We start from the raw sequence: 22,055 nt of genomic DNA, 5'->3' as shown, positions 1-22,055 counted from the left end.
GAGTTACCGAAGGAATCCTGCAATCGAGGCTGGAGGGTGGCGAGACGGATCGTAGTCCGCGCCATACCCGGAGCAGCGGAGAACGGCAGAAATGGCACCGTCGTCGGTTTCAGGACCCCGCGCGCCGGCGCCCACCCAAGAGTTGAACCCGGTGCTAGCTGGCGCCGGACAGCGGGAGGACGATCTGGAAGGTGGCGCCGCCCGTTTCGCTCTCGGACGCCGCGATGCGGCCGTTGTGGGTGACGATGATCTTCTGCACCAGGGCGAGGCCAAGGCCGGTGCCATGCCCCTTGGTCGTGAAGAACGGCCGGAACACCTTTTCGCGCATGGCCGGGTCGATACCGGGGCCGTTGTCGCAGACCGAGACGCGCAGGAGGTGTTGAGCGGGATCGATCACCCCGTCCACGACCAGTCTCGGAGCGACGGCCGTACCGGCGCACGCGTCGAGGGCGTTTCGCAGCAGGTTGGCGAAGGCCTGCCGGAGCAGCACCTCGTCGCCGTCCACGGTCGAGAACGTCCCGCGCATCTCGAGCGTCCCATGCCGCGCCTCGACCTCGGCACGGAATTCGTCGGTCACGCGGGCGATCAGATGCCCGATGTCCACCGGCACGAGCGTCAACTGCGCCGGCTTCGCGAAGTTCAGGAAATTCGTGACCACCTGCCCGAGCGCCTCGGTCTCGTCGCGGATCCCCTGGACGTAGGTTGCGGGGGCCGGCGTGAGTTGCGATGGGTCGATGAGCCGGGCATAGCCGTGGATGGTCGCCAGACCGTTGCGGAATTCGTGCGCCAACCCCGCCGTCAGCTCGCCCAGCCGCGCCAGCGTCTCCTTCAGCCGCAGCTGTTCCTCGAGCTCGACCACCGCCGTGAGATCCGAGAACAGGCAGATCGCCCCTTGCAGCGAACCCTGTTCGTCGCACAGCGGCGAGGCGGTCACGCCGACGTGCATGACGCTGCCGTCCGGCCGCCTCAACGGCACGGCCCGTCGAACGATTGGGCCGGCGGTGGTCAGGCACTCGTCCACAAGGTCCGCCAGCGGTGCCGCATCGGCCAGCAGCGCCCTGAACCCGATGGCCGGCGAGACCGTCGTCAGTCGCAGGATCCGCCGGCCCGCCGGGTTCAGCATGCGCACGTCGCCGTCGAGGCTGACGACGAGCAGGCCGCTGGCCAGGCTCGTGATGATCTCGGCACTGAGGCGCTCGGACGTCTCGGCGCGCGCCGCCATCGCGCGCTCCTGGTTCTTGAGGTTCCGGAGCGAATCCTCGAGCGCGGCGGCAACGAACGCACGCTCGGCATTACCCTCGTGGAGTTGCCGACGCACGTCGCGAACCGCCGAACCGAAGCGCAGGACCGCAAAGACGAGTGTCCCCACGAGCGCGGCCACGAGCGCGGTCAATCCGACGAGGGCATAGGCTGATGGGTTCATTGTCAGTCGATGTTGCTTGTCAGTCGATGTTGCCGGGTGGTCGTCGATCCGCTAACGGTAGAGCGTGACGTACCAGTCGATGATGGCCTGTCCGCGCAGGCAGACCGGCACCGCGGCCAGCGCCAGGAACGTCCCGAGCGGGAGTCTCGACTGCGAATCGGCGCGACCGGCCAGCAGGAGCGCAACGGCCACCAGCGAGCCCGTGAGCGACGCCGCCATGAGCGTGAGCAGCATCAGCTTCCAGCCGAGGAACGCGCCGATCATCGCCAGCATCTTGACGTCGCCAAATCCCATGCCCTGCCGGTGCCGCAGTCGCTCGTACCCCCAGGCCACGAGCCACAGTGCCCCGCCGCCCGCCACCGCACCGATGACAGCCTCAGCCAGCCCCGGCTCGACGAACGTGCTCGCCGCGAGGCCCACCACGATGCCCGGCAGCGTGATTTCGTTGGGCAGTATCTGGTGCTGCAGATCGATGACGAACAGCACGATCATGGCGCATCCGAACAGGAGACGTACGGCGAACAGCGGCGTCGCGCCGAACGCCGCGTACGTCAGCGCGAAAACGACCGCCGTCGCAATCTCGACGATCGGGTAGACCACGCTGATCCGCTCACCACAGGTCCGGCATCGTCCGCCAAGGACCGTCCAGCTCAGGACCGGGATGTTCTCGTACCAGCTGAGGTTGCGATTGCAGGTCGTGCACCGCGACGCGGGCCAGACGATGGAGAGGTTGCGCGGCAGCCGGTAGATGCAGACGTTCAGAAAGCTGCCGATGATCAGGCCGAACAGCGCGGCGATGGCGACAGGCATCGGCCCCTTCAGCGGGCGGGCTGATCCGCGTGCGCGCCCACGGGCAACGGGTTGAGTGGCGATTGGGGCGACAGCGTGACCGCGCCGCTGCCGGCGTCGATCGCGAACGGCACACCGGCCGGATCGAGCGGCGTTGCCCTGACGACTCCAAGGCGGATCAACGGCTCCCACGAGTCGGGCACCCGCCCCGTTCTCGACGCGTAGTCTCGCACGACACGCGTCAGGGCGTCGATGGCATCGAGCGCGTCGAGTTGCCCGAGCCGAAGGACGGCATTATTGCGGATCCAGTCGTTGTCGGCCGTGTCGCGCAGCGACTGCCACAGCATCCGCGAACTCCGACGGTCGCCCCCCTGCGTGGCCGTGACGGCCGCCAGCGACCGCAGCCACCACGGCGTCCCCGGGATCTCACTGGCCTTCGCGAACCACATCGCCGCCTGGCGGTAGTCATTCTGCCACCAGTAGTAGATGAAGCCGATATCCTGCAGGTACTGCCACCGATCCGGGTTGGCTTGAAACCCCTTCTTCAGCAGAGCCACGGCCTGGTCGGTCCGCCCGGCGCCACCCGGAAACGGCTCCGCCAGGAAGATCGACCCGAAGCGGTACGCGATGTTGAATCGCGGATCGAGCGTCGTCGTGATCTCAAGGAACGGATACAGCAGGTCGTAGCGCTTCGCCGGGTCTCGGGAAAGGCGGGTGCCGCCGTAGTACTGCACGGTGCGGATCCAGTAGACGTCGGCCAGCGCCGCGGAGTAGGAGAGGGACAGGCGCTGGAGCGTCCGACCGGATTGGACGTAGAGCAGCGTGTCGCCTGGCGCGGGCTCGCCGTACACGCGGTCGCGCCACACGACCAACCCCACCGCGGCCCCGACCAGCGCGAGGAGCAGCACGGCCAGCGCGAACGATCTGACCCGGCGTCGGCGCGTCACTTCAGGTCCCGCCTCGAGAAGATGATGGCGCCGCCCACGAGCAGCACCGCGATGTAGACGCCGGCGTACGCGAGCGTCATCGCGATGTATCCGCCCGCCACCGCCTGGCCGTGCACCACCGGCGCCTTGATGTCGAACGGCGCGAGGTTCGGCAGCACGTAGTACATCACCCGCAGGAGCCACACGAGCGGCTGGGAGGTGAGCACCGCGTCGAAGTGTTTCAGGTCGGCGTTGAAATGGCCAATCACGTACAGCCCGAAGGTCAGCACCGCGGCGACCATCGGGCCCGAGAAGGTCGAGAAGAAGAGCGCGATAGCCGTGACGAGCAGCAACTGCGCGTAAATCAGCAGGAAGACCTTCAGCAGCGCCGGATCGACCGCCGGCGCCTCCCACGACCGGCGCAGGCCCTCGCTCGCCGCCCAGTTCATGTACGCGAGCAGCGCGTAGAGCACGGCCGCCATCACGACCACGTTGCACAACAGCGTGAGCGCCAGCCCCAGGTACTTCCCCAGGACCAGCTCCGGCCGGCGAATCGGCTTGGCAATCAGGCTGTAGACGCTCCGCCGCTCGACTTCCTTCCAGACCAGGCCGATGCCGACGAATACCGCAATGAACAAGCCGAACAGCGACGTCGCCGCGAGGCCGAGATCCTTGATGATCTTCACGTCCTGGCCGGCCGTCATCTGCCCCATCAGGAACGAGGCGCCCACCAGCAGGACGGCGAACAGCAGCAGGTTGTAGAACACCTTGTCCCGGACCGACTCCCGAAACACGCTCAGCGCGATGGCAGAAAGCACCATGTCAGAGCACCACCCGCTGGTTCCCGTGCGCCGCCACCTGGCGCACGAAGAAGTCCTCGAGCGTCTCGCGAACCGGGTTGAGCGAGACCACGACGCCACCGGCCTGCGTGACGTCGGACACGAGGGACTCCGGCATGAGCGACGGCGGCAGCTCGAATGCCCCGCGCCCCTCGGCGATCCACGTGGTCTTGGTCGCCATGCGCTGCAGGCGTTCCCTGATCGGCGCGTCGAGGCGATCGGCCACCAGTTCCCACCCCTTCACCTCGAAGGCGAGGATCTCGGTGAGCCGGCCGGCCGAGACGAGCCTGCCGCCCGCGACGATCGCGACGCGGCTGCACAAGGTTTCCGCATCCCCCAGGATGTGCGAGCTGAAGAACACGGTCGTTCCGCGGTCGCGCAGGGAGAGGATGAGCTCGCGGACCATCCGCCGGCCGATCGGGTCGAGGCCCGACATCGGCTCGTCGAGGAAGACGACCGCCGGGTCGTTCAGCAGCGCTTGCGCGAGGCCGACCCGCTGCAACATCCCCTTGGAGTACCGGCGCATCTGCAGGCGCCGCTCGGCCCCGAGGCCAACGAGATCGAGGAGGCGCGCGGCGCGGGGCCCGCGCTCCGACGCGGGCAGGCCGAACAGCCGGCCGAAGTACACCAGCAGTTCCTCGGCGGTGAGGTGGTCGTAGAAGTACGGATTCTCCGGGAGGTATCCAATCCGGCGGCGGACCGCCACGTCACCGACAGGGCGTCCGAGGATGCTCGCGCGGCCAGCGGTGGGAAACACCAACTGCAGCAGCAGTTTCAGCGTGGTGGTCTTGCCGGCTCCGTTCGGGCCGAGGAAGCCGAAGATCTCGCCAGGCTCGATCCCGAGTGTCAGGTGGTCGAGCGCGCGGTACGGACGCTTGCGCCAGAAGCCGAGCGCGTAGTCCTTCGTCAGGTTGTCGGTTTCAATGGCGAACACGTGGTTACTTGATTCGTCCGGCCTTCTTCAACTCGAGCGCGATTGCCATGTCGAACATCTGGGGCGTCGGCGCCTCGATCTTCACACCGTTGATGAAGAAGGTCGGCGTCGAACGAACGTTGAGCAGCCGCCCGAGCCCCACGTCGGCCTTGATCTGCTCGACCACACGCGGATACTGCTGGTCGAAATCCTGCACTCCGCCCACCGCCACCGCCGCCTCGCGCACGGAAGCCGGGCTCATCTGCGGCTGGTGCGAATAGAACCACTCCTCGAGCACGTCGCCCTTGCTGCCCGCCCGGGCCATCCGGACGGCCGCCGCCGCCTCGCACGCAGCCGAATGGATCGGCCGCGGCACGTTGGAGTTGCAGTCCGGCTGCAACGGGTAGTCCTTCACCACGTACTTCACCGCGCCGGGATACTGCGACTGGTATTTCGACAGGATGGGGCGGTTGGCGAAGAACGACTGACCACACGAGGGACACTGCATGTCGGTGAACTTCACGATGACCACCGCCGCACCGTCGCTCGGAACCGGGATGGTGGTCCTCGGCAGCGACTCGTAGTAGCGCTCGAACTCGCTACGCTGGTCGGCCGTGGCTGGCTGCTGGGCCTGCTGCGCCACCTGCCGGGCGCCCAGGGCCTTGAGCGCCTCTTCGCGCGGGAAGAACGCGAGGGCCGACACCGCGCCCGCCGAGAACAGCAGGACGACGAGCAGGACGGCTGGGCGGCTGGACAGCGACCGCAGATCACCGAAGACGCGCCGGGGCAGACTCATCATAGGTGGCATGGCATTCACAAGGCCCGACACGATGAACAGCCCAATGACTGCGGCATACGTGGTCAGGCACATGACGCACACCGCATTGAGCAGGAAGAACGCGGCGTAGCCGAGATACAGGATCACGGCGAGGCCGATCGTGCACCAGACGAACAGGTAGGCCGGCACGCTCTCCCGAAGCCGCTCGGGGCCCGCCGCGGCTGCGAACGCCATCACGAAGACCGCACCGAACCAGATCGCGCCGAGAAGCGCGACCGGCACGCCCAGGAAGGTGCCGTACCGGCTGAGATACGCCTGCTGACAGCTGAAGGTCTGATTGATGTCGCAAAAGCTCGTGTACCCTGGATGCGTCAGCATCTGGTAGTGCACGTACAGCGACGTGAGAGACGCACCAAGCCCCACGAGCGCGAGCACCCACACGAGACGACGGGCGAGAGGAGACATCGGTTTCGCTCCGAAGCCTATTATACGGGCGAAACGGCCGTTCCCGGCGGGAAGGAGCGCGCGAAGGCGGGCGCGAGGGAAATCAACGCGCCGAAGACAGCGGGATCGCCGGCGCGGCCGGCGGCGCCGCGTCGGGCGTCACGCTGTACATCGTCTCGGTGGACTGATAGATCGCACCTGTCGTATTCGACGCGAAGAACCGAACGCCCTGGCCCGGGCGCGGGTCGGCGGTTACGTGATAGCTGATCACGACGCCGCCCCCGTTGCAGCTGAACGCCGTCCCGGGCGGGAAATCGCTCGACATTTCGAGTTCGTACCCGCTCTTCACCACCGGCGGCGGACCGCCGAGGTCCATGCTCACATATCCTGGCGCGCCTGCCACCGGTGCGGCGAGATTCTCGAGCGAGGGCGAGTACATCCCGTACCCGCAGCTACTCCAGAACACTTGCTGGCCGCTGTTGATGGTGCGGATCGACCCGATGGTCGAGGACTCATTGCCGGCCAGCCGCGCCTGCCCCAGCTTGGGAAAGGCGATAGCGGCCAGCAACGCGATGATCGACACCACCATCATCAATTCGATCAGCGTGAAGCCGTCGGGGCGTCGGGTGCTGTTCATCATGCCATATCCAAGAGCGCGGCGTCCGGTGACGCACGGTGTTCGGTGGAACTCCGTAGCAAAACTGGCGCCGCGGCGGCATCCTGTCCGCAGTGACACTCCAAGTCGCTTCATACCAACAAGTTCCGCCGTTTGCCCCGCGCTCGAACTATCTGAGACATCGCCTGCTTGACAATATGTGTCGGCGACCGGCCCGTGCAAGCTGACAAATTGTGTCAGCCAGGAAACCCGCGACGGTGCCCTCTCGACCGGAGCCAGGCCGGCCGAAGCCGCGTCAGAAATCCGTCGTGTAGTTTCTCGGTTCTACCGACGCCGCACGACAGCCCCGAGCACCACCCCCCGCAATCAGCGCGCCGTCAACCGGGCGGCAGGCGATCGGTGAGCCGGCGGGCGGAATTCGTCGGTTATACTACCCGCGCATGGGCATCCGTCCCAACCCGCGCGTGGTCGTGATCGTTCCCTGCCTCAATGAGGAGTCGACCGTTGGCGGCGTCATCGACGCCTTCCGGCTGGCGCTGCCCGACGCGGAGGTGTTCGTCATCGACAACGGGTCGGACGATGGAACGGCGGCGGTTGCGGACCGGCACGGCGCCACCGTGCTCCGTGAGAGCCGCCGCGGCAAGGGCAACGCCGTTCGGCGGGCGTTCCGCGAGATCGACGCCGACATCTACGTGCTGGTGGACGGCGATGCAACCTATCCGGCCGAGCGCGTCCGTGACGTGATCGCCCCCGTGCTCGACGATCGGGCGGACGTCGTGGTCGGCGCGCGGCTCGACGCCGACTCCCGCAGCGAATTTCGGACGGTCAATCGGTTCGGAAACCGCCTCCTCCTGAGGGTGGTCAATACGGTGTTCGCCGCCCATATCACCGACCTGCTGTCGGGCTACCGCGTCATGACGCGTGAGTTCGTACGGCAGGTGCCGGTGCTCTCCGTCGGATTCGAGGTGGAGACCGAACTGAGCATCCTCGCCTTGGAGAGAGGGTTCCGCACAGTCGAGGTCCCGATTCGGCTGGCGTCGAGGCCGGAGGGAAGCAGATCGAAGATCCGGATCTGGCGAGACGGCTTCCGCATCCTGAACGCGATCTTGACGCTCTTCAGGGACTACCGGCCGCTGACGTTTTTCGGCACGCTCGGGGTGCTGTCGATGCTGACGGGGCTTGCGCCGGGCATCGCCGTAACGATCGAATTCGTCGAACGCGGCACCGTTCGCATTCCCACCGCGGTGCTCGCGACGGGCCTCGAAATCGTCGGCTTCACCTTCGCACTGACCGGTATCGTGCTGGGTGCACTCAGCCGACGGTTCCGCGAGCTCGACTGCCGGCTCGACCGCATTCAGTCGGCGACCGAACCGTCCGGCGGCCTCGCCAACGACGGCAGGGATCGTTCGTCGTGAGGCCTCCAGCGCAGCAGGGTCGCCGTCGCCTCGCGCACGGGCGGTCCACGCCGCTCGATCCGGCCTGGCTCATCGAGCGCCACCTCAATGCCGACGTCGCCCGCGAGCTCGCGGCGCACGGTCACGGGGTTGTCGTCGACGTCGGCTGCGGCGGACGCCCGTACGAGGCGTTCGTCCCTCCTGACGGCCGCTATGTCGGGCTCGACCTGACCCCGACCCTCGGGAGTCGCCCCGATTGCTGGGCGCGCGCCGACGCCCTCCCGGTCGCGGACGCCACCGCTACGCTCGTGCTGTGCACACAGGTGCTCGAGCACCTCCCAAATCCTGAGGAGTGCGTGGCCGAGATGGCGCGGGTACTCGCGACCGGTGGCCATCTCGTGCTCACGGCGCCGCAGGCGTGGAATCTCCACGAGGCCCCCCACGACTACTTCAGATTCACACGATACGGGCTGACGGCCCTCTGCGCTCGCTCCGGCCTCGAGGTCGTGGACGTGCGGCCGCAGGGCGGATTCGGCGCGCTGCTCGGGCTTTCGATCCTGATGTTCGTCGGGGCCAAGACCCTCGGTCGCGACAGCCTGCCTGCGGAGAACGAGCCACGCTCGTGGCTGGCGAACGTGCTCCGGTGGCCGCTGGCCCTGCACAACCTCGCCTTCGCCGTGCTCGACGGCTGGGTCGGGCGCGGCGCGGGCGCAGGCGCGTTTGCGGTCAATCACATCGTGGTGGCCAGGAAGAACTGAACGAGGGCTGGCTGCCGATCGCCTGTCAGCCGAGTGTCTCGAAGAGGGCCTCACAGCGTGCGATCATCACGTCTCGGGTCCAGTTCGCCTCGGCGAACACACGTGCAGCGGCACCGAGCGTCGCACGACAGTCGAGCGCGTGCCGCATCGCGGCGTGAAGTGCGGTCGGCGTGCGGGCGGACGTGACGCACGCGCCAGCGATCCGGAGCGGTTCGACGTACACCTCGTCGTCTGAAACCACGCACGGAAGCGCGCAGCTCATGGCCTCCTGGACGACCAGGGGCAGGCCTTCGCCACGAGAAGGCAGCAGCACCAGGTCGGCGGCCGCATACAAGTCACGCATGGCGCGAGCGTCCACGGATCCGAGCCACCTCAGATTCGGGCTGACGTGACGAAGCAGGCCGCGCAGCGGGCCGTCGCCGGCGACAAGGACATCGAACTCGGTCGCCAGTGATGCAGCTGCTATCACGAGCGGCACGGACTTCTTCTCCACCAGCCGGCCCGCGAACAACGCGACAGGCCTGTCGCCAGCCACGCCGAGCGCGGCGCGCGCGGCCGCGCGCGCCGACGCCGTCGGCGGTCGCAGGTCTTCGGTGTCGATCCCGATTGGAAAACTCGACGTCCACCGAGGCGCCTGCCCGCCGAACATCCCTCGCACCCACGCCTCCGCCGTTGGCGTCGCGAGCACCACGTGCGACGCCCCGCGCAGGACCGCACGGCCAATCGTCTGGTAGGCGATCTGTTCGAGCGCGCGAACCCACGCGCGCTTGTACGGAATGAACCCGATGTTCTGCGAGAGCAGGACCGGCCGGCGCCTCGCCCGCGAGGCGGCCACCGCGAGCGCGCTGGTCACGTACAGGCACTCGAGCACGTGAACGCCGTCGGCCCACTCGACGAGCGCCCGCAACTCCCGGATGGCTCCCGGTCCCCAGATGGGCACCGGGATCCCGAACCAGTCCTCGGCGAAGTTGAGACAGGCTGTGCGAACGATCGTGCCCTCGCGCTCCGGCAGGCCGCGCGGCACGCGGCTCGTCAACCACCGGACCTGGTGCCCGCGTGCAGTGTAGCCGTCGAACAGGTGCTGCGCGATTGTCTCGATGCCGCCCAAATGGGGCGGCATGTAACTCGTGACCAGGGCGATACGCATCGTCGACTTCGTCCCCCACTCGACTCCAGCCAGCGGAGAGCCCACAGGCCAGTCCACCGGCCGCGTTACAGTTTCATCAGCTGAGCCCGGCATCCGCTCCACGTCAGAAGGTATCCCACCCGGTCGGGGAAATACCGCATCAGCTGGTGATCCTGCTCCCACCCGAGGTGGTTCACCCAGAGCACGTCGTTCTTCAGGTCCGGATCGTTGTTCGGGCGGAAGAGGACGAAGTGTCGCGTCGGCGTGATGCATTCCTGGGGCGCGAAGAAGCCGGTCGTGAAGATGACCGCGTTCGAGATCCTCGCCTCGCGGACGGCGTCGGCCGGTGCGTTGACATTGGACGCGATCCGCTTCAGCGCGTCCAGCCGGACGGGAGCGAACCCGACGAGCGACACGAGCACCAGCGAGGCCACGATGGCCAGCGGCCACGACGCCGGGGCGGCCGGGCGCCACTCGCCCACGAGCACGACCAGCCGCGCGAACCCGATCCCGCAGAGCAGCAGCAGCGGCAGCGACATCTCGTAGAAGTGGACCGGCCCGTAGCTGTCGATACCGGCTTCGCTGAGGAAGAAGTGGACGAGGACGTAGCTCAGCGCGGACAGCCACGCCAGCCGTGCCGATCGCACCGCCCATGCGAGGCCAACGAGCACCACGCACAGGGGCGACCCGAACAGGTCGAACACCAGCCGCACCAGCGCGACCGTCGTCGCCGCCAGTGCCCGCCCGACCTCACGGTTCGGGAGGATGTAGTCTCGCAGCGCGAGCGGCGGACTCTGAGGCGACCAGCCGACATTTCGATAGTTGACTTCTCGCATGTAGTCCTGCAACCGCGCGTAGGAGGCCACGAAGGGTGAGCCGTTCTGCGCCACGTTGACGCCGAGGAACAGCGCGGCCATGACCAGTGTCGGGGCGGCGAAGGACAGGAGCGCCACGCGCCGCGTGTTGGCGGGCCATCGCGTGAGCGCGACGAGCCACCAGATGACGACCGGCAGTCCGACGCCGAGCGCCGAGATGGGGCGCACCATGAATGCGAGGCTGAAGAAGAAGGCGACGCCCGCGTGCGTCCACCAGGCAGCGGGCTCTTCCTGTGCGCGCAGCAGGAAGTAGATCGACCACGCCAGGGCCATCATGCACGACTGGTGCGCCATTTCCGTGGCGGCGCCGACCATGAGCATCGGGGAGGCGAGATACAGGAGCGTGGCCACGCGGCCGGCAGCCGACCCGGCCAGGCGTCGCACGACCGAGTACAGCGCGGGCACGGTCAACGCCGAGTACACGGCGTTCATGTAGCCCGTCGCACCCACGTACACCCCGGGGACCATCAGCGCCGACCAACCGACGAAGTACTGACCGTAGAACTTGCCGTCGTTGATCATGAACGCGCGGTCGAAGAAGGCCTTCAACGGGTGCGACGGGGTCCACAGCCGTCCCGTTGCCAGGAGTTGCGCCGTGAACCGGTATGCACTCTCGTCGTCGGTCAGGGCGGCGCCGCGAAGCACGAATGTCCGGACAGCCCACGCGATCGCAAACGCAGCCGCCATGGTGATCCCGATCCAGGTCCACCGGCTCGCGGCCCGCTCATCGCCGGTCGCTGCGGCGCCAGCGGGCGCCAGGGCGAGGAGCCGCTTCAGGCCCACGATCAGAAAGAATGCCGCGAGCGAACCGAGGAGGGTCCAATAGAACAAGAAGCAGGTATGCCTGATGTTGGGGAGCCCCAAGGACCCCAAGTCAAGAACGTAGGAAGCCAGGAACGTGTCGCCAATGGCGTTGAACGCGGCCAGCGCGACTACGCACGCCGCGATCGGCCACAGGGCACTCAGCAGGGGTACCGATAGCCAGCGTCCGCCCATGTCAGTCCTCTCGTCCGTTCCAAGTCGGGGCCCGAGTATTCTCTCTCACATCACGCGTCGGCGACCGACGCGTAGCAGCAGAACCACAACGATCAGCGCGACCGCCGACACCGCGGCCCCGACGACGAACGATTCCGGCAGATACCGGAAGTGGACGATGTGCCGCCCGGGCGCGAGGCGGACCGAGCGGAAGAGCGCGTTCGCGCGGTAGAGCGTCCCGGATGCACCATCCACCGTGACCCGCCAGCCGGGCGAGAACGAATCGAGCATCAGCAGATACCCGCCAGCCGCAGGCACACCAGCTTCGACCGTGACTTCGTTGGCTGACTCGCCAACGACGCGAGCGGAGGCCTCGACGGGCGGCCCCGGCCGTCCCCAGAGCTCCTGTGCGGGCGTGGTGAGGGCCACGGTGTGCGCGGGATCGAACGTCGGGCTGAACAACTGCGCGACCTGCTCGCGCACGTCCGGCACGACGGTCGCCGTCGGTACGACGCTGACGCGAGGGAACACGGGCCCCCAGTCGAACAGCCTCAGGTCGTTGAAGTACTTGATTGGCACCGCTGGCCGGCTACCGCCAATCCGCGTGGGCACGATGCGGTACCGCACGCCCGACCGCCACAGAAACCGGTCTCGGGTCGCGCGGTCCGATTGACGGAAACGGGACACCACCAACTCGAACGGGCGCGGCCAGAGAACGGCGAGGTCGTAGGACAGCATCTCGCGCGCACGCCAGGCCGCGGGCACGAAGACCGTCTGCACCGACAGCGCGCCGCGGCCGTCGAGCGGCGACATGTCGAACGGCCGAACGAAGTTCTGGGGTGCATCCAGATCCCGCATGTCCACGGTGCCGTCCACCTTGCCGCCGAAGTAGAAGCGGCTCTGCTCGTTCCCGCGCGTCGCGGTGATCCAATCGGGCTGGCGATAGTGGACGGCGTCGAACGTCGGGTTGATGCCCCACGCAGCGGCGACCAACTCGACGCCGATGAGGGCGAACAGCGTCACCTGCGAGAAGCGGGCTTCGCGGCGACGGGTGGACGCGACGCCGAGGAAGAGCGCCGCGCCGAGCGAGAACAGCATCACACGACTCGCGGCTGCCGGCAGTGTCTTGAGCAGGTAGTCCGCGCCATCGACGGCGTCGAACACACCGACGTACGCGGCCAGGCGCAGGAAGGCACGACCGGCGGCCTCCGGGAAGTACACGCACGCACCCGAGAGGACGTACGCCGCGCCGGCCAGGATCACCGCAACCACAACACCGCTGATCTGCGCACATCGGTAGCGGCGCGGGGCCGCCGTCCGGCGCTCCTCCCCGCGCAGGGCGTCCCAGCCCGACGCGGCAAGCGCCGCCAGCGCGAGCGCCACGACGAGGAGATACTTGACCGGGAAGCGGAACGACGCGACCACGGGCACGTGCTCGCGCACGAACGGGTAGAACGGCGTGTGGGGCCCGAACGCCGCAAACACCGCGACGACGCTCATCGTCACCCAGAAGCCGGACCAGGAGCGGCGCCAGCCGGCCACGGCCCCGAACACCGCGAGCGCGATCAACGCCGTGCCGAAGTAGATCGAGAAGAAGAACGGATCGCGACCACTGTTGAGCGGCGGCATCCAGGGCAGCACCGCGAAGTACGAGCTCGTGAAGTAGTCGCCGAACAGGTGCGGCGAGACCATTTCCGCCAGCGCGAGCGGATGCAGCGCCCAGAAGTCCTTGCCGGCCCCGTAGACCCGCCACGAGTCACGGACGGCGGCCGACAGCGGCAGCAACTGGATCGCCGCGCCCATCAGTCCGAGCGCCAGCCCCGCCGTCACACCAGCCAGACCGCGGAACCGCACGGCCATGGATCGATCACCTTCGCCCGATCCCACCCAGAGCGCGTACAACAGGACCAGGCCGCCCGTGGCCGTCAGTGATACCGGCTCGCCAGCCAGCGCCTGGAAGGCCAGGGTGACGGCCAGCCCCGCGACGGCCCGCATCCCGCCGCCCGCCAGCACACGGTCCGCTGCCCAGAAGACCCACGGCATCGCCGCGACGGACCACGACAGGTTCGGAAAATTCCCCGTCGAGATCACCGGACCGCACACCGAGAACGCGATGGCGCCAAGCGCCGAAGCCTGCGCCGAGAACCGCCAACGGAGGAAGACGTACGCTCCAAGCGCCGCGATCGGAAACGGCAGCGCCACCCACAGATTGAAGCCCACGATTTCGCTGCCGATCAGCCGCAGAGCCAGCACGGGCAGGAGGAACATCTGGTTGAGCGCGTCTGCAACCGCCGACTGCCCTGCCCCCATGTAGGGATCCCACAGGGGCCATTCGCCAGACAGCAGACTGCGCCGGAACCAGATGTGGCGACCCCAGAAGAAGAGGCAGAGGTCGCGGACGTGAAAGACGCGGTGCAGGGAGAAGACGCCCGCCACGGGCACCGTGGCGACGGCCACTGCGAGCATCGCCCACCAGCCCCGCAGGCGGTGCGCTGGCGCCGCCGGCGCGGACCGGTCCGACACCGCGGGGGGGGGCGTGCGGACGGGTGGTGAGGCCATCGGCATCGGGAGGCCGAACAACGAAACAGGACGGCTGCCGGTTGTCGGCAGCCGTCCTGCATATTACCCGGGAACGAACCGTGGGCCTACTGAATCGGCGTGCCGCCCGACGGAGCCGTCGACGCCTGGATCCCGCTCAGCGACGCCGTGCCCTGCCAAATCGTGCCGGTGGTGTTGGTGCCGAAGTACCGCGTGCCGGTCGAGCTGCTCTGCGCATCCGCCCACGCCGCGTAGCCGGCCGCGTTGCCCGCGGTGCCGTTGCACGCCGTCGCCGTGCTCGTCGCCGCGCCGCCCGCGCCGACGGTGATCAGGTAGCCGCTCTTGACCACGCCGTTCGTGTTCAGGTCAGGGCTGATGAAGCCAGCGCCCGAGCCGCCCGCACCGAGCACCAGCGTCGACAGATTGACGGCGTAGTTGCCCTGCGCGCACGAGGAGGAGAACGTGGACTGCGCGCTGTTGATCGCGCGAAGCGACCCGATCGCCGACGCCTCGTTGCCCGACATGCGCGCGCGCATCAGGCCCGGCACTGCGATGGCTGCGATGATACCGATGATCGCGACGACGATCAGCAGCTCGATGAGTGTGAAGCCTTCGTTCCTGCGGGTTCTCATGGTGTCTCTCCTCGCTGATTAATCGCGGCTTGCCGGGCCTTGCCGGCGACCAGTAAGGGCGGTTGGCCTTTGCCGCGAACCCGGCCAGCGCCTGCTTCGTGTCCCGGCCAACAGAGGAGCAACCCTGATGCCAACGCAAAACGCGAGATGGTCACGCCATAAGATATTGACACATAATAACTTATGCTGACGTTGCGAACGACGGCGGCGGGCGGGCACGGGGAAGAGTGACAATTGATGTCACTCGAGACTGACAAACTTCGTCACCGATGCAGTTGGTGCCAGCCAGGGGTGCCGACACAAGAAAAAAGGTGACACTGACCTTCTCCCGTGCCGTGCACGGAGAGGCGAGTGTCACCTTCCTTACTGTCTCGCGGCCGCCGCTCGAGGATCTACTGAATCGGCACGCCGCCCGACGGAGCCGTCGACGCCTGGATGCCGCTCAGCGACGCCGTGCCCTGCCAAATCGTGCCGGTGGTGTTGGTGCCGAAGTACCGCGTGCCGGTCGAGGTGCTCTGCGCATCCGCCCACGCCGCGTAGCCGGCCGCGTTGCCCGCGGTGCCGTTGCACGCCGTCGCCGTGCTCGTCGCCGCGCCGCCCGCGCCGACGGTGATCAGGTAGCCGCTCTTCAGGACGCCGTTCGCATTCAGGTCAGGACTGATGAAGCCGGCACCCGAACCGCCAGCCCCGAGGACGAGCGTCGCCAGATCGACCGCGAAGTTGCCCTGCGCGCACGAGGAGGAGAACGTGGACTGGGCGCTGTTGATGGCGCGCAGCGACCCGATTGCCGACGCCTCGTTGCCCGACATGCGTGCGCGCATCAGGCCCGGCACAGCGATGGCTGCGATGATACCGATGATCGCGACGACGATCAGCAGCTCGATGAGGGTGAAGCCTTCGTTCCTGCGTGTCTTCATGGTGTTCTCCCCGCTCGTTTGATGGCGGCCCGCCGGGCCTTGCCGGCGACCAGTAAGGGCGGTTGGCCTTTGCCGCGAACCCGGCCAGCGCCTGCTCCGTGTCCCAGTCCCCAAAGAGCATGACTGATGCCACTGGAGCCCCGAGGGCACTCGGGGCGTCAATGCCTCGTTCGGCAGGTACTTGCGACAATCGCCCGAGAGCAGCCGCCTGTCCGCCTGGGCAACCGATGACAACTGTGTCGATCGCCAGTTACGATCTCAATTGCGGCGGTCGTGGAGGAGCCGAACCCGAGCCCAGAACCCGCCCGGCCTATTTCAGCTGGTACTTCTTGGCGTAGTACCGGAACGACCGGAAACTCATACCCAGGATCTCGGCGGCGCGGGACTGGACGCCACCGGCGCGGCGCAGGGCCTCCGACAGGTAGCCGCGCTCAACCTGCTGGACGTAGTCCTCGAGGTGGAACCCGCTGTCGGGCAGGTCGACGAGCGACGTGCTCTTCGGCGCCATCTGGCGCACGGCGAGCGGCAGGCTGTCCGGCAGCACGACGGGTGTCTGCTCGAGCGCCACCGCCCGCTCGACGACGTTCTCGAGTTCGCGGATGTTGCCGGGCCAGTGGTAGTTCTCGAGCAGTTGCATCGACTCGCGCGAGATCCCCGTGATCTTCTTCCCCATCTGGTCGCGGAACCGGCCGAGGAAGTGCTCGGCGAGCAGCACCACGTCTTCCCGGCGCTCGCGAAGCGGCGGCAGGTGGATCGGGATCACGTTGATCCGGTAGAAGAGATCCTCGCGGAAGCGGCCTTCCGCGACGGCCTTCTGCAGATCCTGGTTGGTCGCAGCGATGATGCGGATGTCGGCTTCGATCTCGTCGAGGCCGCCGACCCGGCGGAAGCGCCGCTCCTGCAACACGCGAAGCAGCTTCACCTGCATCATCGGCGTCATCTCGGCGATCTCGTCGAGGAACACCGTGCCCCGCTCCGCCACCTCGATGAGGCCCTTCTTGTTCACCGCCGCCCCGGTGAACGCCCCCCGCACGTGGCCGAACAGCTCCGACTCGAGGAGGTTCTCGGGCAGCGCGCCGCAGTTGAGCGCGAGGAACGGCCGGTCGCGACGCGGCGAATTGAAATGGATGGCCCGCGCCACCAGTTCCTTGCCCGTGCCCGACTCGCCGGTCACGATGATGGTGCTCGTCGTCCCCGCCACGGTCTCGATCAGGCGGAATACCGCCACCATCGAGTCGCTGCGGCCGATGATGTTGCAGAACTGGTGCGCGGTGCCGAGCGTGCGCTTGAGCAGCAGGTTCTCCTGCTGCAGCTCGCGCCGCTCGCGCCGGAGCTGCCGCTGCTCGAGCGCCTTCCGGACAACCTCGACGACCTCCGCCGGAAACTCCGGGCCGCCCTTCTCGACGTAGTTCGACGCACCCAGGCGCAGCGCCTCGACCGAGGTCTCCTTCGACGCGAACGCGGTGATGACGATACCGAGGATGTCCGGGTCGAGCTGCTTGGCCGCCCGCAGGACCTCGACGCCGTTCATGTCCGGCATCCGGATATCCGAGATCAGCAGATCGATCCCGCCGGCCTCGAGCGTCTTGATCGCCTCCCGCCCGTTGGCCGCGAGCAACACCTCGTACCCCTCCCTTCGCAACCGATACAGCAACAGCTGCCGAATGGAGGGTTCGTCGTCGACGAGGAGCAGGCGCGGGGTTTCGGTCATGGACGGATCAGTGCCTTCCTCCCTCAGTTGCCAGCCGCCGGTGGTTCAGTGCCAGCCTGTCGCTCCCCGCGCGACTCCCGCCGCACGCTGCGACAATACCACGAGATCATGCCTCAATCTGCTCTCTACCGGCAGGCGGCGGCGGCCAGTCGCACCGCCTTCTGCCACGCGCGCAGCCCCCGATTGGAATTGACCACGCTGCCACGAGGCCTGTCGGCGTGATCCACTGACGACCATTCGCTGGCACCTATCCGCCGAGCCCGGCTGCGGGAGCCCCCAGCACCACCCTGAACCTCGTCCCACGCCCCACGGTCGAGGTGACATCGATCTCGCCGTTGTAGTCGGTGACGATGCGATAGACGATGGCGAGGCCAAGGCCGCTGCCGCGGCCGAAGGTGCCGTGAAACGGCTGGAAGATTCCGTCGAGCTCCTCGGGAGGGATGCCGACCCCCTCATCCTCGATCTCCAGGACGGCGGCTCCGTACCGGTCGGCGGGCGACGAACTGGTAGCCGAAGGCGGGAGGGCGGCCAGCACCGCGAGGCGGAGTCGGCCGCCGGACGGCATCGCGCGCAGGCCATTGGTGGCCAGGTTCCAGACGATCTGTCGTATCTGCCCTTCGTCCGCGTCGAACCAGACCGGGTCGGCCGCCACGTCCACGTCGATCGCGTGGCACGCCAACACTTCGGTGCTGTTCCTGAGCAGCAGGGCCGTGTCGGCCACGGTCTTTCGCAGGTCGAGACGCTCGACCGCGGCGCGCTGCGGCCGCGCGTAGGCGAGGAAACTCCGGATCGTCTCGTTGAGCCGCTTCGACTCCCGGAGCACGATGTCCATCAACTGTGCCTGGTCCTCGTTCAGCGACAACTCCTCACGCAGGACCTGGATGGATCCGGCCATCGACGCGAGCGGGTTGCGAATCTCGTGGGCAATGCCGGCGGCCATCTCGCCAACCGCCGCGAGCCGCTGCTTGACCCGCGCATCTCGCTCCAGCCGCCTCACGTCGGTGATGTCCTGGAAGGTGAGCAGGTAGCCCATTCGGCCGCCTGGCGCGAGAAGGTGAGCGACCACGAGGCCGATCTCGATCGTCCCTCCGGTCGGCATCGGATAGGGAAATTCGGCGCGCCGCGTCCGCTCCCCGTCGAGGTCGTTCGTCAACGCGCTCCTCACAGCGTCGGGAAGATGGAGGACATCGGCGGCAGCGCGGCCGACGACCGACTCGTACGACTGCCCGGTAATCTTCTCGGCCGCGTGGTTGAACGACAGGATTCGGCCCGCAACATCGATGCTGACGAGGCCGCTCATCAGGCTGTCGATGACGTCCTGGTTGAACGCCTGGAGGTTCGCAATCTCGGTGGACGCGCGCTCGAGGCGCGCCCCGGCCCGTTTGAGCCGCTCGGCCAGCGAGCCGGACAGACTCGCGACCGCCACGAAGGCGAAGACGTTGATGGCCACCGTGTACTCGGCGACACGCGTCGGCGGCAGCTCGGGCGGCTGCGGAAACCACGCGGACATCGCGTTGAACCCGCCATGGTACTGTGCGGCGACGAGGCCGACATAGATCAGCGAGGACAGCACGCTGATCGTCACGGCGCCGCGCCGTCCCTGCACGGTGCTGGCGGCAATGATCGGCAGCACGTAGAGCAGCGAGAAGTAGCTCGTCACCCCGCCCGTGACGGCGATGAATCCCGAGACGACGAAGGCATCGCCCACCAACTGCGCGTCGGCCATCCAGAGCCAGTGATCCGCGTACGGCAACGCGAAGGCGTAGAGCGCCGTGAAACCGAAGGTGAGGCCGATCAGCAGGTAGAACGGCGTGAGCGGCAGGACGCCCGGCGCGTTGATTTCAATCAGCACGCCCGACCCGAGCAGGACCGCACTGATCGCCGCCCGGATGGCGATCAGCCAGGCGAGCCGGCGGCGCCTATCGGAGGGTTCCATGAGCACAGTGGCACGCTGTAAGCGGCTCGTGGCCGGGTGTGGGTCAGCCGTGGCGACTGCCCTTACGTCAGCTTCGAGATCATCGAGAAGATCGGCATGTACATCGCGATGACGATGCCGCCGACGATGATGCCGAGGAAGGCAATCATGATCGGTTCGAGCAGCGTCAGCAGGCCGGCGACGGCGGTGTCCACTTCCTCCTCGTAGAAGTCCGCGATCTTCGACAGCATCGTGTCGAGCGCACCCGTGGCCTCGCCGACGCCGATCATCTGCGTGACCATCGCCGGGAACACCCCGGTTTCCTTGAGCGGCGCCGACACCGTCTCGCCGCGCTCGATGCTCTTGCGCGTGCTCATGATGCCGTCCTCGATGACCGCGTTACCCGCGGTCTTGGCGGTGATCTCGAGGCCGTCGAGGATCGGCACGCCCGAGCTGATGAGCGTGGATAGCGTGCGGCAGAACCGGGCCACGGCAATCTTGCGGAGGATCATCCCGAGCACCGGCAGGTTCAGCATCAGCCGATCGATGGCGCGGCGCCCCCCGGCGGTCGTGTAGTACTGCCGAACGCCAAACACGGCGGCCACCATGCCGACGATGATGAACGGCGCGAACCGCACCAGCCCGTTGCTCAGGGCGATGACGACGCGGGTCGGCAGCGGGAGATCGGCGCCGAGGCCGGCGAACATCGTCGCGAAAGTCGGGATGACCTTCCACAGGATGATGGCGACAACCCCGAAGGCGATCACGAGGACCGCGACCGGGTAGATCATGGCCGACTTCACTTGCCCCTTCAGCTTGACGTTCTTCTCGATGTAGACCGCGAGACGTTTGAGGATGGTGTCGAGGATACCGCCTGCTTCGCCGGCGGCAATCATGTTGGTGAAGAGCGGGTCGAACGTCTTCGGGTGCTTCTTCATCGCGTCGGCGAGCGACGACCCGCCCTCGACGTCGGTCCGCGTGTCGTGGATGGTCTTCGCGAAGTGCTTGTCCTCCTCCTGGCTCCCCAGGATGTCGAGGCACTGCACGAGCGGAAGGCCGGCGTCGATCATGACCGAGAACTGGCGCGTGAAGACCGCGAGGTTCTTGGCGGCGACCGCCCGGCCCTTCGACCCCTTCGCGGGCGTCTCGGCCTTCGCCCTGACCGGGGCGATCTTCGTGACGAGGATCTGCTCGCGGCGCAGTGCGGCGGTGGCGGCCTCGATGGTCTCGGCCGCGCGCTCGCCCGTCACCGTCTCGCCGCCGCGTCTCCGTCCCGTGTATGCAAACGTCGCCATGGCACGTGCTCCCCGTGTGCAACGACCGTCCCGCTGAGGCCTACCGCTTGCGAACCGGCGGCGGCACGACGCCCGCCGACCGCCCGAGCCCGGCGCCTTCGACCACGCCGACCCCGCGGTTGATCATGTCCACCAATTCGTCCTTGTGCGAGGAAGCCTGAAGCGCGACGTCCATCGTGATCTGCCGTCGCAGGTACAGCGTCGCGAGAGACTGGTTGAGCGTCTGCATGCCGACCTTCTCCTGCCCCGCCTGCATCGACGAGTAGATCTGGTGGACCTTGTCCTCGCGGATCAGGTTTCGGATGGCCGAGGTCGGGATGAGGATCTCGAGCGCGACGACGCGTCCCGGCTGGGACGCCCGGGGCAGCAGCGTCTGGCAGATGATGCCCTCGAGCACGAGCGAGAGCTGCGTGCGGATCTGCCCCTGCTGGTGCGCCGGGAAGATATCGATGATGCGGTTGATCGTCTGCGCGGCGGAATTCGTGTGCAGGGTGGCGAACGTGAGGTGGCCGGTTTCCGCGATCCGCAGCGCGGCTTCCACCGTCTCGAGGTCACGCATCTCGCCGACAAGCACGATGTCCGGGTCCTCGCGGAGCGCGGCCCGCAGCGCCGCCCCGAAGCCGGCGGTGTCGCTGTGTACTTCGCGCTGGTTGACGAGACACCCCTTGTGGTTGTGGATGTACTCGATGGGGTCTTCGACGGTCAGGATGTGCTCCTGACGTTCGCCGTTGATCTTGTCGAGCATCGCCGCCAGCGTGGTCGACTTGCCGCTGCCCGTCGGGCCGGTGACGAGCACGAGGCCGCGGGGCTTCTCGCACAGCCTGGCAATGACCGACGGCAGCCCGAGTTCCTGAAAGCCGCGAATCTTCTCGGGAATGAGCCGGTAGACGCCGCCGACGGCGCCGCGCTGGTTGAAGACGTTGCACCGGAAGCGCGCGATGCCGCGGATGCCGAACGAGAAGTCCAGCTCCATCGTCTCTTCGAAACGCTTCTTCTGCGCGTCGGTGAGGACGCTGTAGATGAGCTGCTTGGTGTCGGCGGCCGTGAGCTCGGGCATCGGAAGACGCTGGAGCTTCCCGTTCACGCGAACCTGCGGCGGCGTGTTCGTCGTGATGTGGAGGTCCGAACCGTCCATTTCCACGGTCTTCTTCAGCAGCTCCGGCAGTGTGGCCATCGATGATTCGTCCTTGA

Annotated in this window: 18 protein-coding genes; 2 read left to right on the top strand and 16 right to left on the bottom strand. The window is 67.4% G+C overall.

Features of this window, described 5'->3' with window-relative positions; genetic code table 11:
- Positions 1-154: 154 nt before the first annotated feature.
- The 7 genes from VGK32_07810 to VGK32_07780 form a co-directional block, all read right to left on the bottom strand.
- Entirely contained in the window at positions 155-1,423 is a 1,269-nt protein-coding gene (locus VGK32_07810; GenBank protein ID HEY3381657.1) for an ATP-binding protein, read from the bottom strand.
- A 51-nt stretch (positions 1,424-1,474) separates the two neighbouring features.
- Positions 1,475-2,233 carry a prepilin peptidase gene (locus tag VGK32_07805; GenBank protein ID HEY3381656.1) on the bottom strand — a complete coding sequence of 253 codons (759 nt, stop codon included), beginning with the start codon at positions 2,231-2,233 and terminating at the stop codon, positions 1,475-1,477.
- Between the two features lie 8 nt (positions 2,234-2,241).
- On the bottom strand, positions 2,242-3,159 hold the full coding sequence (locus tag VGK32_07800; GenBank protein HEY3381655.1) for a hypothetical protein: 918 nt from the start codon (positions 3,157-3,159) through the stop codon (positions 2,242-2,244).
- Positions 3,156-3,959, bottom strand: coding sequence for an ABC transporter permease subunit (locus VGK32_07795; protein HEY3381654.1), 804 nt, complete (start codon positions 3,957-3,959; stop codon positions 3,156-3,158). Before VGK32_07795 ends, VGK32_07800 begins: the two co-directional genes overlap by 4 nt.
- A gap of 1 nt (position 3,960) precedes the next feature.
- Entirely contained in the window at positions 3,961-4,911 is a 951-nt protein-coding gene (locus tag VGK32_07790) for an ABC transporter ATP-binding protein (protein ID HEY3381653.1), read from the bottom strand.
- 4 nt (positions 4,912-4,915) lie between these two features.
- Positions 4,916-6,133: a vitamin K epoxide reductase family protein gene (locus VGK32_07785; GenBank protein ID HEY3381652.1), complete on the bottom strand. Its 1,218-nt coding sequence runs from the start codon at positions 6,131-6,133 to the stop codon at positions 4,916-4,918.
- An 82-nt stretch (positions 6,134-6,215) separates the two neighbouring features.
- On the bottom strand, positions 6,216-6,752 hold the full coding sequence (locus VGK32_07780; protein HEY3381651.1) for a type II secretion system protein: 537 nt from the start codon (positions 6,750-6,752) through the stop codon (positions 6,216-6,218).
- A 416-nt stretch (positions 6,753-7,168) separates the two neighbouring features.
- On the opposite strand from VGK32_07780, the gene VGK32_07775 reads away from it, so the two are divergent.
- The gene (locus tag VGK32_07775; protein ID HEY3381650.1) at positions 7,169-8,143 is read left to right on the top strand and encodes a glycosyltransferase family 2 protein; all 975 of its coding nucleotides are present in this window, start codon (positions 7,169-7,171) and stop codon (positions 8,141-8,143) included.
- Positions 8,140-8,880 (top strand): class I SAM-dependent methyltransferase, encoded by a 741-nt coding sequence (locus VGK32_07770; GenBank protein HEY3381649.1) that lies wholly within the window; start codon positions 8,140-8,142, stop codon positions 8,878-8,880. The genes VGK32_07775 and VGK32_07770 overlap by 4 nt, the downstream gene beginning before the upstream one ends.
- A gap of 25 nt (positions 8,881-8,905) precedes the next feature.
- Here the strand turns inward: VGK32_07770 and VGK32_07765 are convergent, their stop codons facing one another.
- The 9 genes from VGK32_07765 to VGK32_07725 all read right to left on the bottom strand — a co-directional run bounded on the left by VGK32_07765 (position 8,906) and on the right by VGK32_07725 (position 22,038).
- Positions 8,906-10,027, bottom strand: coding sequence for a glycosyltransferase family 4 protein (locus VGK32_07765; GenBank protein ID HEY3381648.1), 1,122 nt, complete (start codon positions 10,025-10,027; stop codon positions 8,906-8,908).
- Positions 10,028-10,092: 65 nt separating this feature from the next.
- Positions 10,093-11,877, bottom strand: a complete 1,785-nt coding sequence (locus VGK32_07760; GenBank protein HEY3381647.1) for a glycosyltransferase family 39 protein — start codon at positions 11,875-11,877, stop codon at positions 10,093-10,095.
- 45 nt (positions 11,878-11,922) lie between these two features.
- Positions 11,923-14,415 (bottom strand): YfhO family protein, encoded by a 2,493-nt coding sequence (locus tag VGK32_07755; protein HEY3381646.1) that lies wholly within the window; start codon positions 14,413-14,415, stop codon positions 11,923-11,925.
- Positions 14,416-14,501: 86 nt separating this feature from the next.
- Positions 14,502-15,026 carry a prepilin-type N-terminal cleavage/methylation domain-containing protein gene (locus VGK32_07750; GenBank protein HEY3381645.1) on the bottom strand — a complete coding sequence of 175 codons (525 nt, stop codon included), beginning with the start codon at positions 15,024-15,026 and terminating at the stop codon, positions 14,502-14,504.
- Between the two features lie 392 nt (positions 15,027-15,418).
- A complete protein-coding gene (locus VGK32_07745) occupies positions 15,419-15,943 on the bottom strand; it encodes a prepilin-type N-terminal cleavage/methylation domain-containing protein (protein HEY3381644.1) in 525 nt (174 codons plus the stop codon).
- 310 nt (positions 15,944-16,253) lie between these two features.
- On the bottom strand, positions 16,254-17,654 hold the full coding sequence (locus VGK32_07740; GenBank protein ID HEY3381643.1) for a sigma-54 dependent transcriptional regulator: 1,401 nt from the start codon (positions 17,652-17,654) through the stop codon (positions 16,254-16,256).
- 247 nt (positions 17,655-17,901) lie between these two features.
- Positions 17,902-19,590, bottom strand: coding sequence for an ATP-binding protein (locus tag VGK32_07735; GenBank protein HEY3381642.1), 1,689 nt, complete (start codon positions 19,588-19,590; stop codon positions 17,902-17,904).
- Between the two features lie 62 nt (positions 19,591-19,652).
- Positions 19,653-20,864, bottom strand: a complete 1,212-nt coding sequence (locus tag VGK32_07730; protein ID HEY3381641.1) for a type II secretion system F family protein — start codon at positions 20,862-20,864, stop codon at positions 19,653-19,655.
- A 40-nt stretch (positions 20,865-20,904) separates the two neighbouring features.
- Positions 20,905-22,038, bottom strand: coding sequence for a type IV pilus twitching motility protein PilT (locus VGK32_07725; GenBank protein ID HEY3381640.1), 1,134 nt, complete (start codon positions 22,036-22,038; stop codon positions 20,905-20,907).
- Between the last annotated feature and the right edge of the window lie 17 nt (positions 22,039-22,055).

The sequence above is a fragment of the Vicinamibacterales bacterium genome, assembly GCA_036504215.1.
In the GTDB taxonomy this organism is placed as follows: Bacteria; Acidobacteriota; Vicinamibacteria; order Vicinamibacterales; family Fen-181; genus FEN-299.
Note: the sequence above shows the minus strand (reverse complement) of the source record. Positions and strands in the feature narration are given on the sequence as shown.

Excerpts from the sequence above, each read along its gene's own strand:
- VGK32_07810 (HEY3381657.1), bottom strand. The coding sequence starts at position 1,423 with ATGAACCCATCAGCCTATGCCCTCGTCGGATTGACCGCGCTCGTGGCC.
- VGK32_07805 (HEY3381656.1), bottom strand. The coding sequence starts at position 2,233 with ATGCCTGTCGCCATCGCCGCGCTGTTCGGCCTGATCATCGGCAGCTTT.
- VGK32_07795 (HEY3381654.1), bottom strand. The coding sequence starts at position 3,959 with ATGGTGCTTTCTGCCATCGCGCTGAGCGTGTTTCGGGAGTCGGTCCGG.
- VGK32_07785 (HEY3381652.1), bottom strand. The coding sequence starts at position 6,133 with ATGTCTCCTCTCGCCCGTCGTCTCGTGTGGGTGCTCGCGCTCGTGGGG.
- VGK32_07780 (HEY3381651.1), bottom strand. The coding sequence starts at position 6,752 with ATGATGAACAGCACCCGACGCCCCGACGGCTTCACGCTGATCGAATTG.
- VGK32_07775 (HEY3381650.1), top strand. The coding sequence starts at position 7,169 with ATGGGCATCCGTCCCAACCCGCGCGTGGTCGTGATCGTTCCCTGCCTC.
- VGK32_07765 (HEY3381648.1), bottom strand. The coding sequence starts at position 10,027 with ATGCGTATCGCCCTGGTCACGAGTTACATGCCGCCCCATTTGGGCGGC.
- VGK32_07760 (HEY3381647.1), bottom strand. The coding sequence starts at position 11,877 with ATGGGCGGACGCTGGCTATCGGTACCCCTGCTGAGTGCCCTGTGGCCG.
- VGK32_07755 (HEY3381646.1), bottom strand. The coding sequence starts at position 14,415 with ATGGCCTCACCACCCGTCCGCACGCCCCCCCCCGCGGTGTCGGACCGG.
- VGK32_07750 (HEY3381645.1), bottom strand. The coding sequence starts at position 15,026 with ATGAGAACCCGCAGGAACGAAGGCTTCACACTCATCGAGCTGCTGATC.
- VGK32_07745 (HEY3381644.1), bottom strand. The coding sequence starts at position 15,943 with ATGAAGACACGCAGGAACGAAGGCTTCACCCTCATCGAGCTGCTGATC.
- VGK32_07740 (HEY3381643.1), bottom strand. The coding sequence starts at position 17,654 with ATGACCGAAACCCCGCGCCTGCTCCTCGTCGACGACGAACCCTCCATT.
- VGK32_07735 (HEY3381642.1), bottom strand. The coding sequence starts at position 19,590 with ATGGAACCCTCCGATAGGCGCCGCCGGCTCGCCTGGCTGATCGCCATC.
- VGK32_07730 (HEY3381641.1), bottom strand. The coding sequence starts at position 20,864 with ATGGCGACGTTTGCATACACGGGACGGAGACGCGGCGGCGAGACGGTG.
- VGK32_07725 (HEY3381640.1), bottom strand. The coding sequence starts at position 22,038 with ATGGCCACACTGCCGGAGCTGCTGAAGAAGACCGTGGAAATGGACGGT.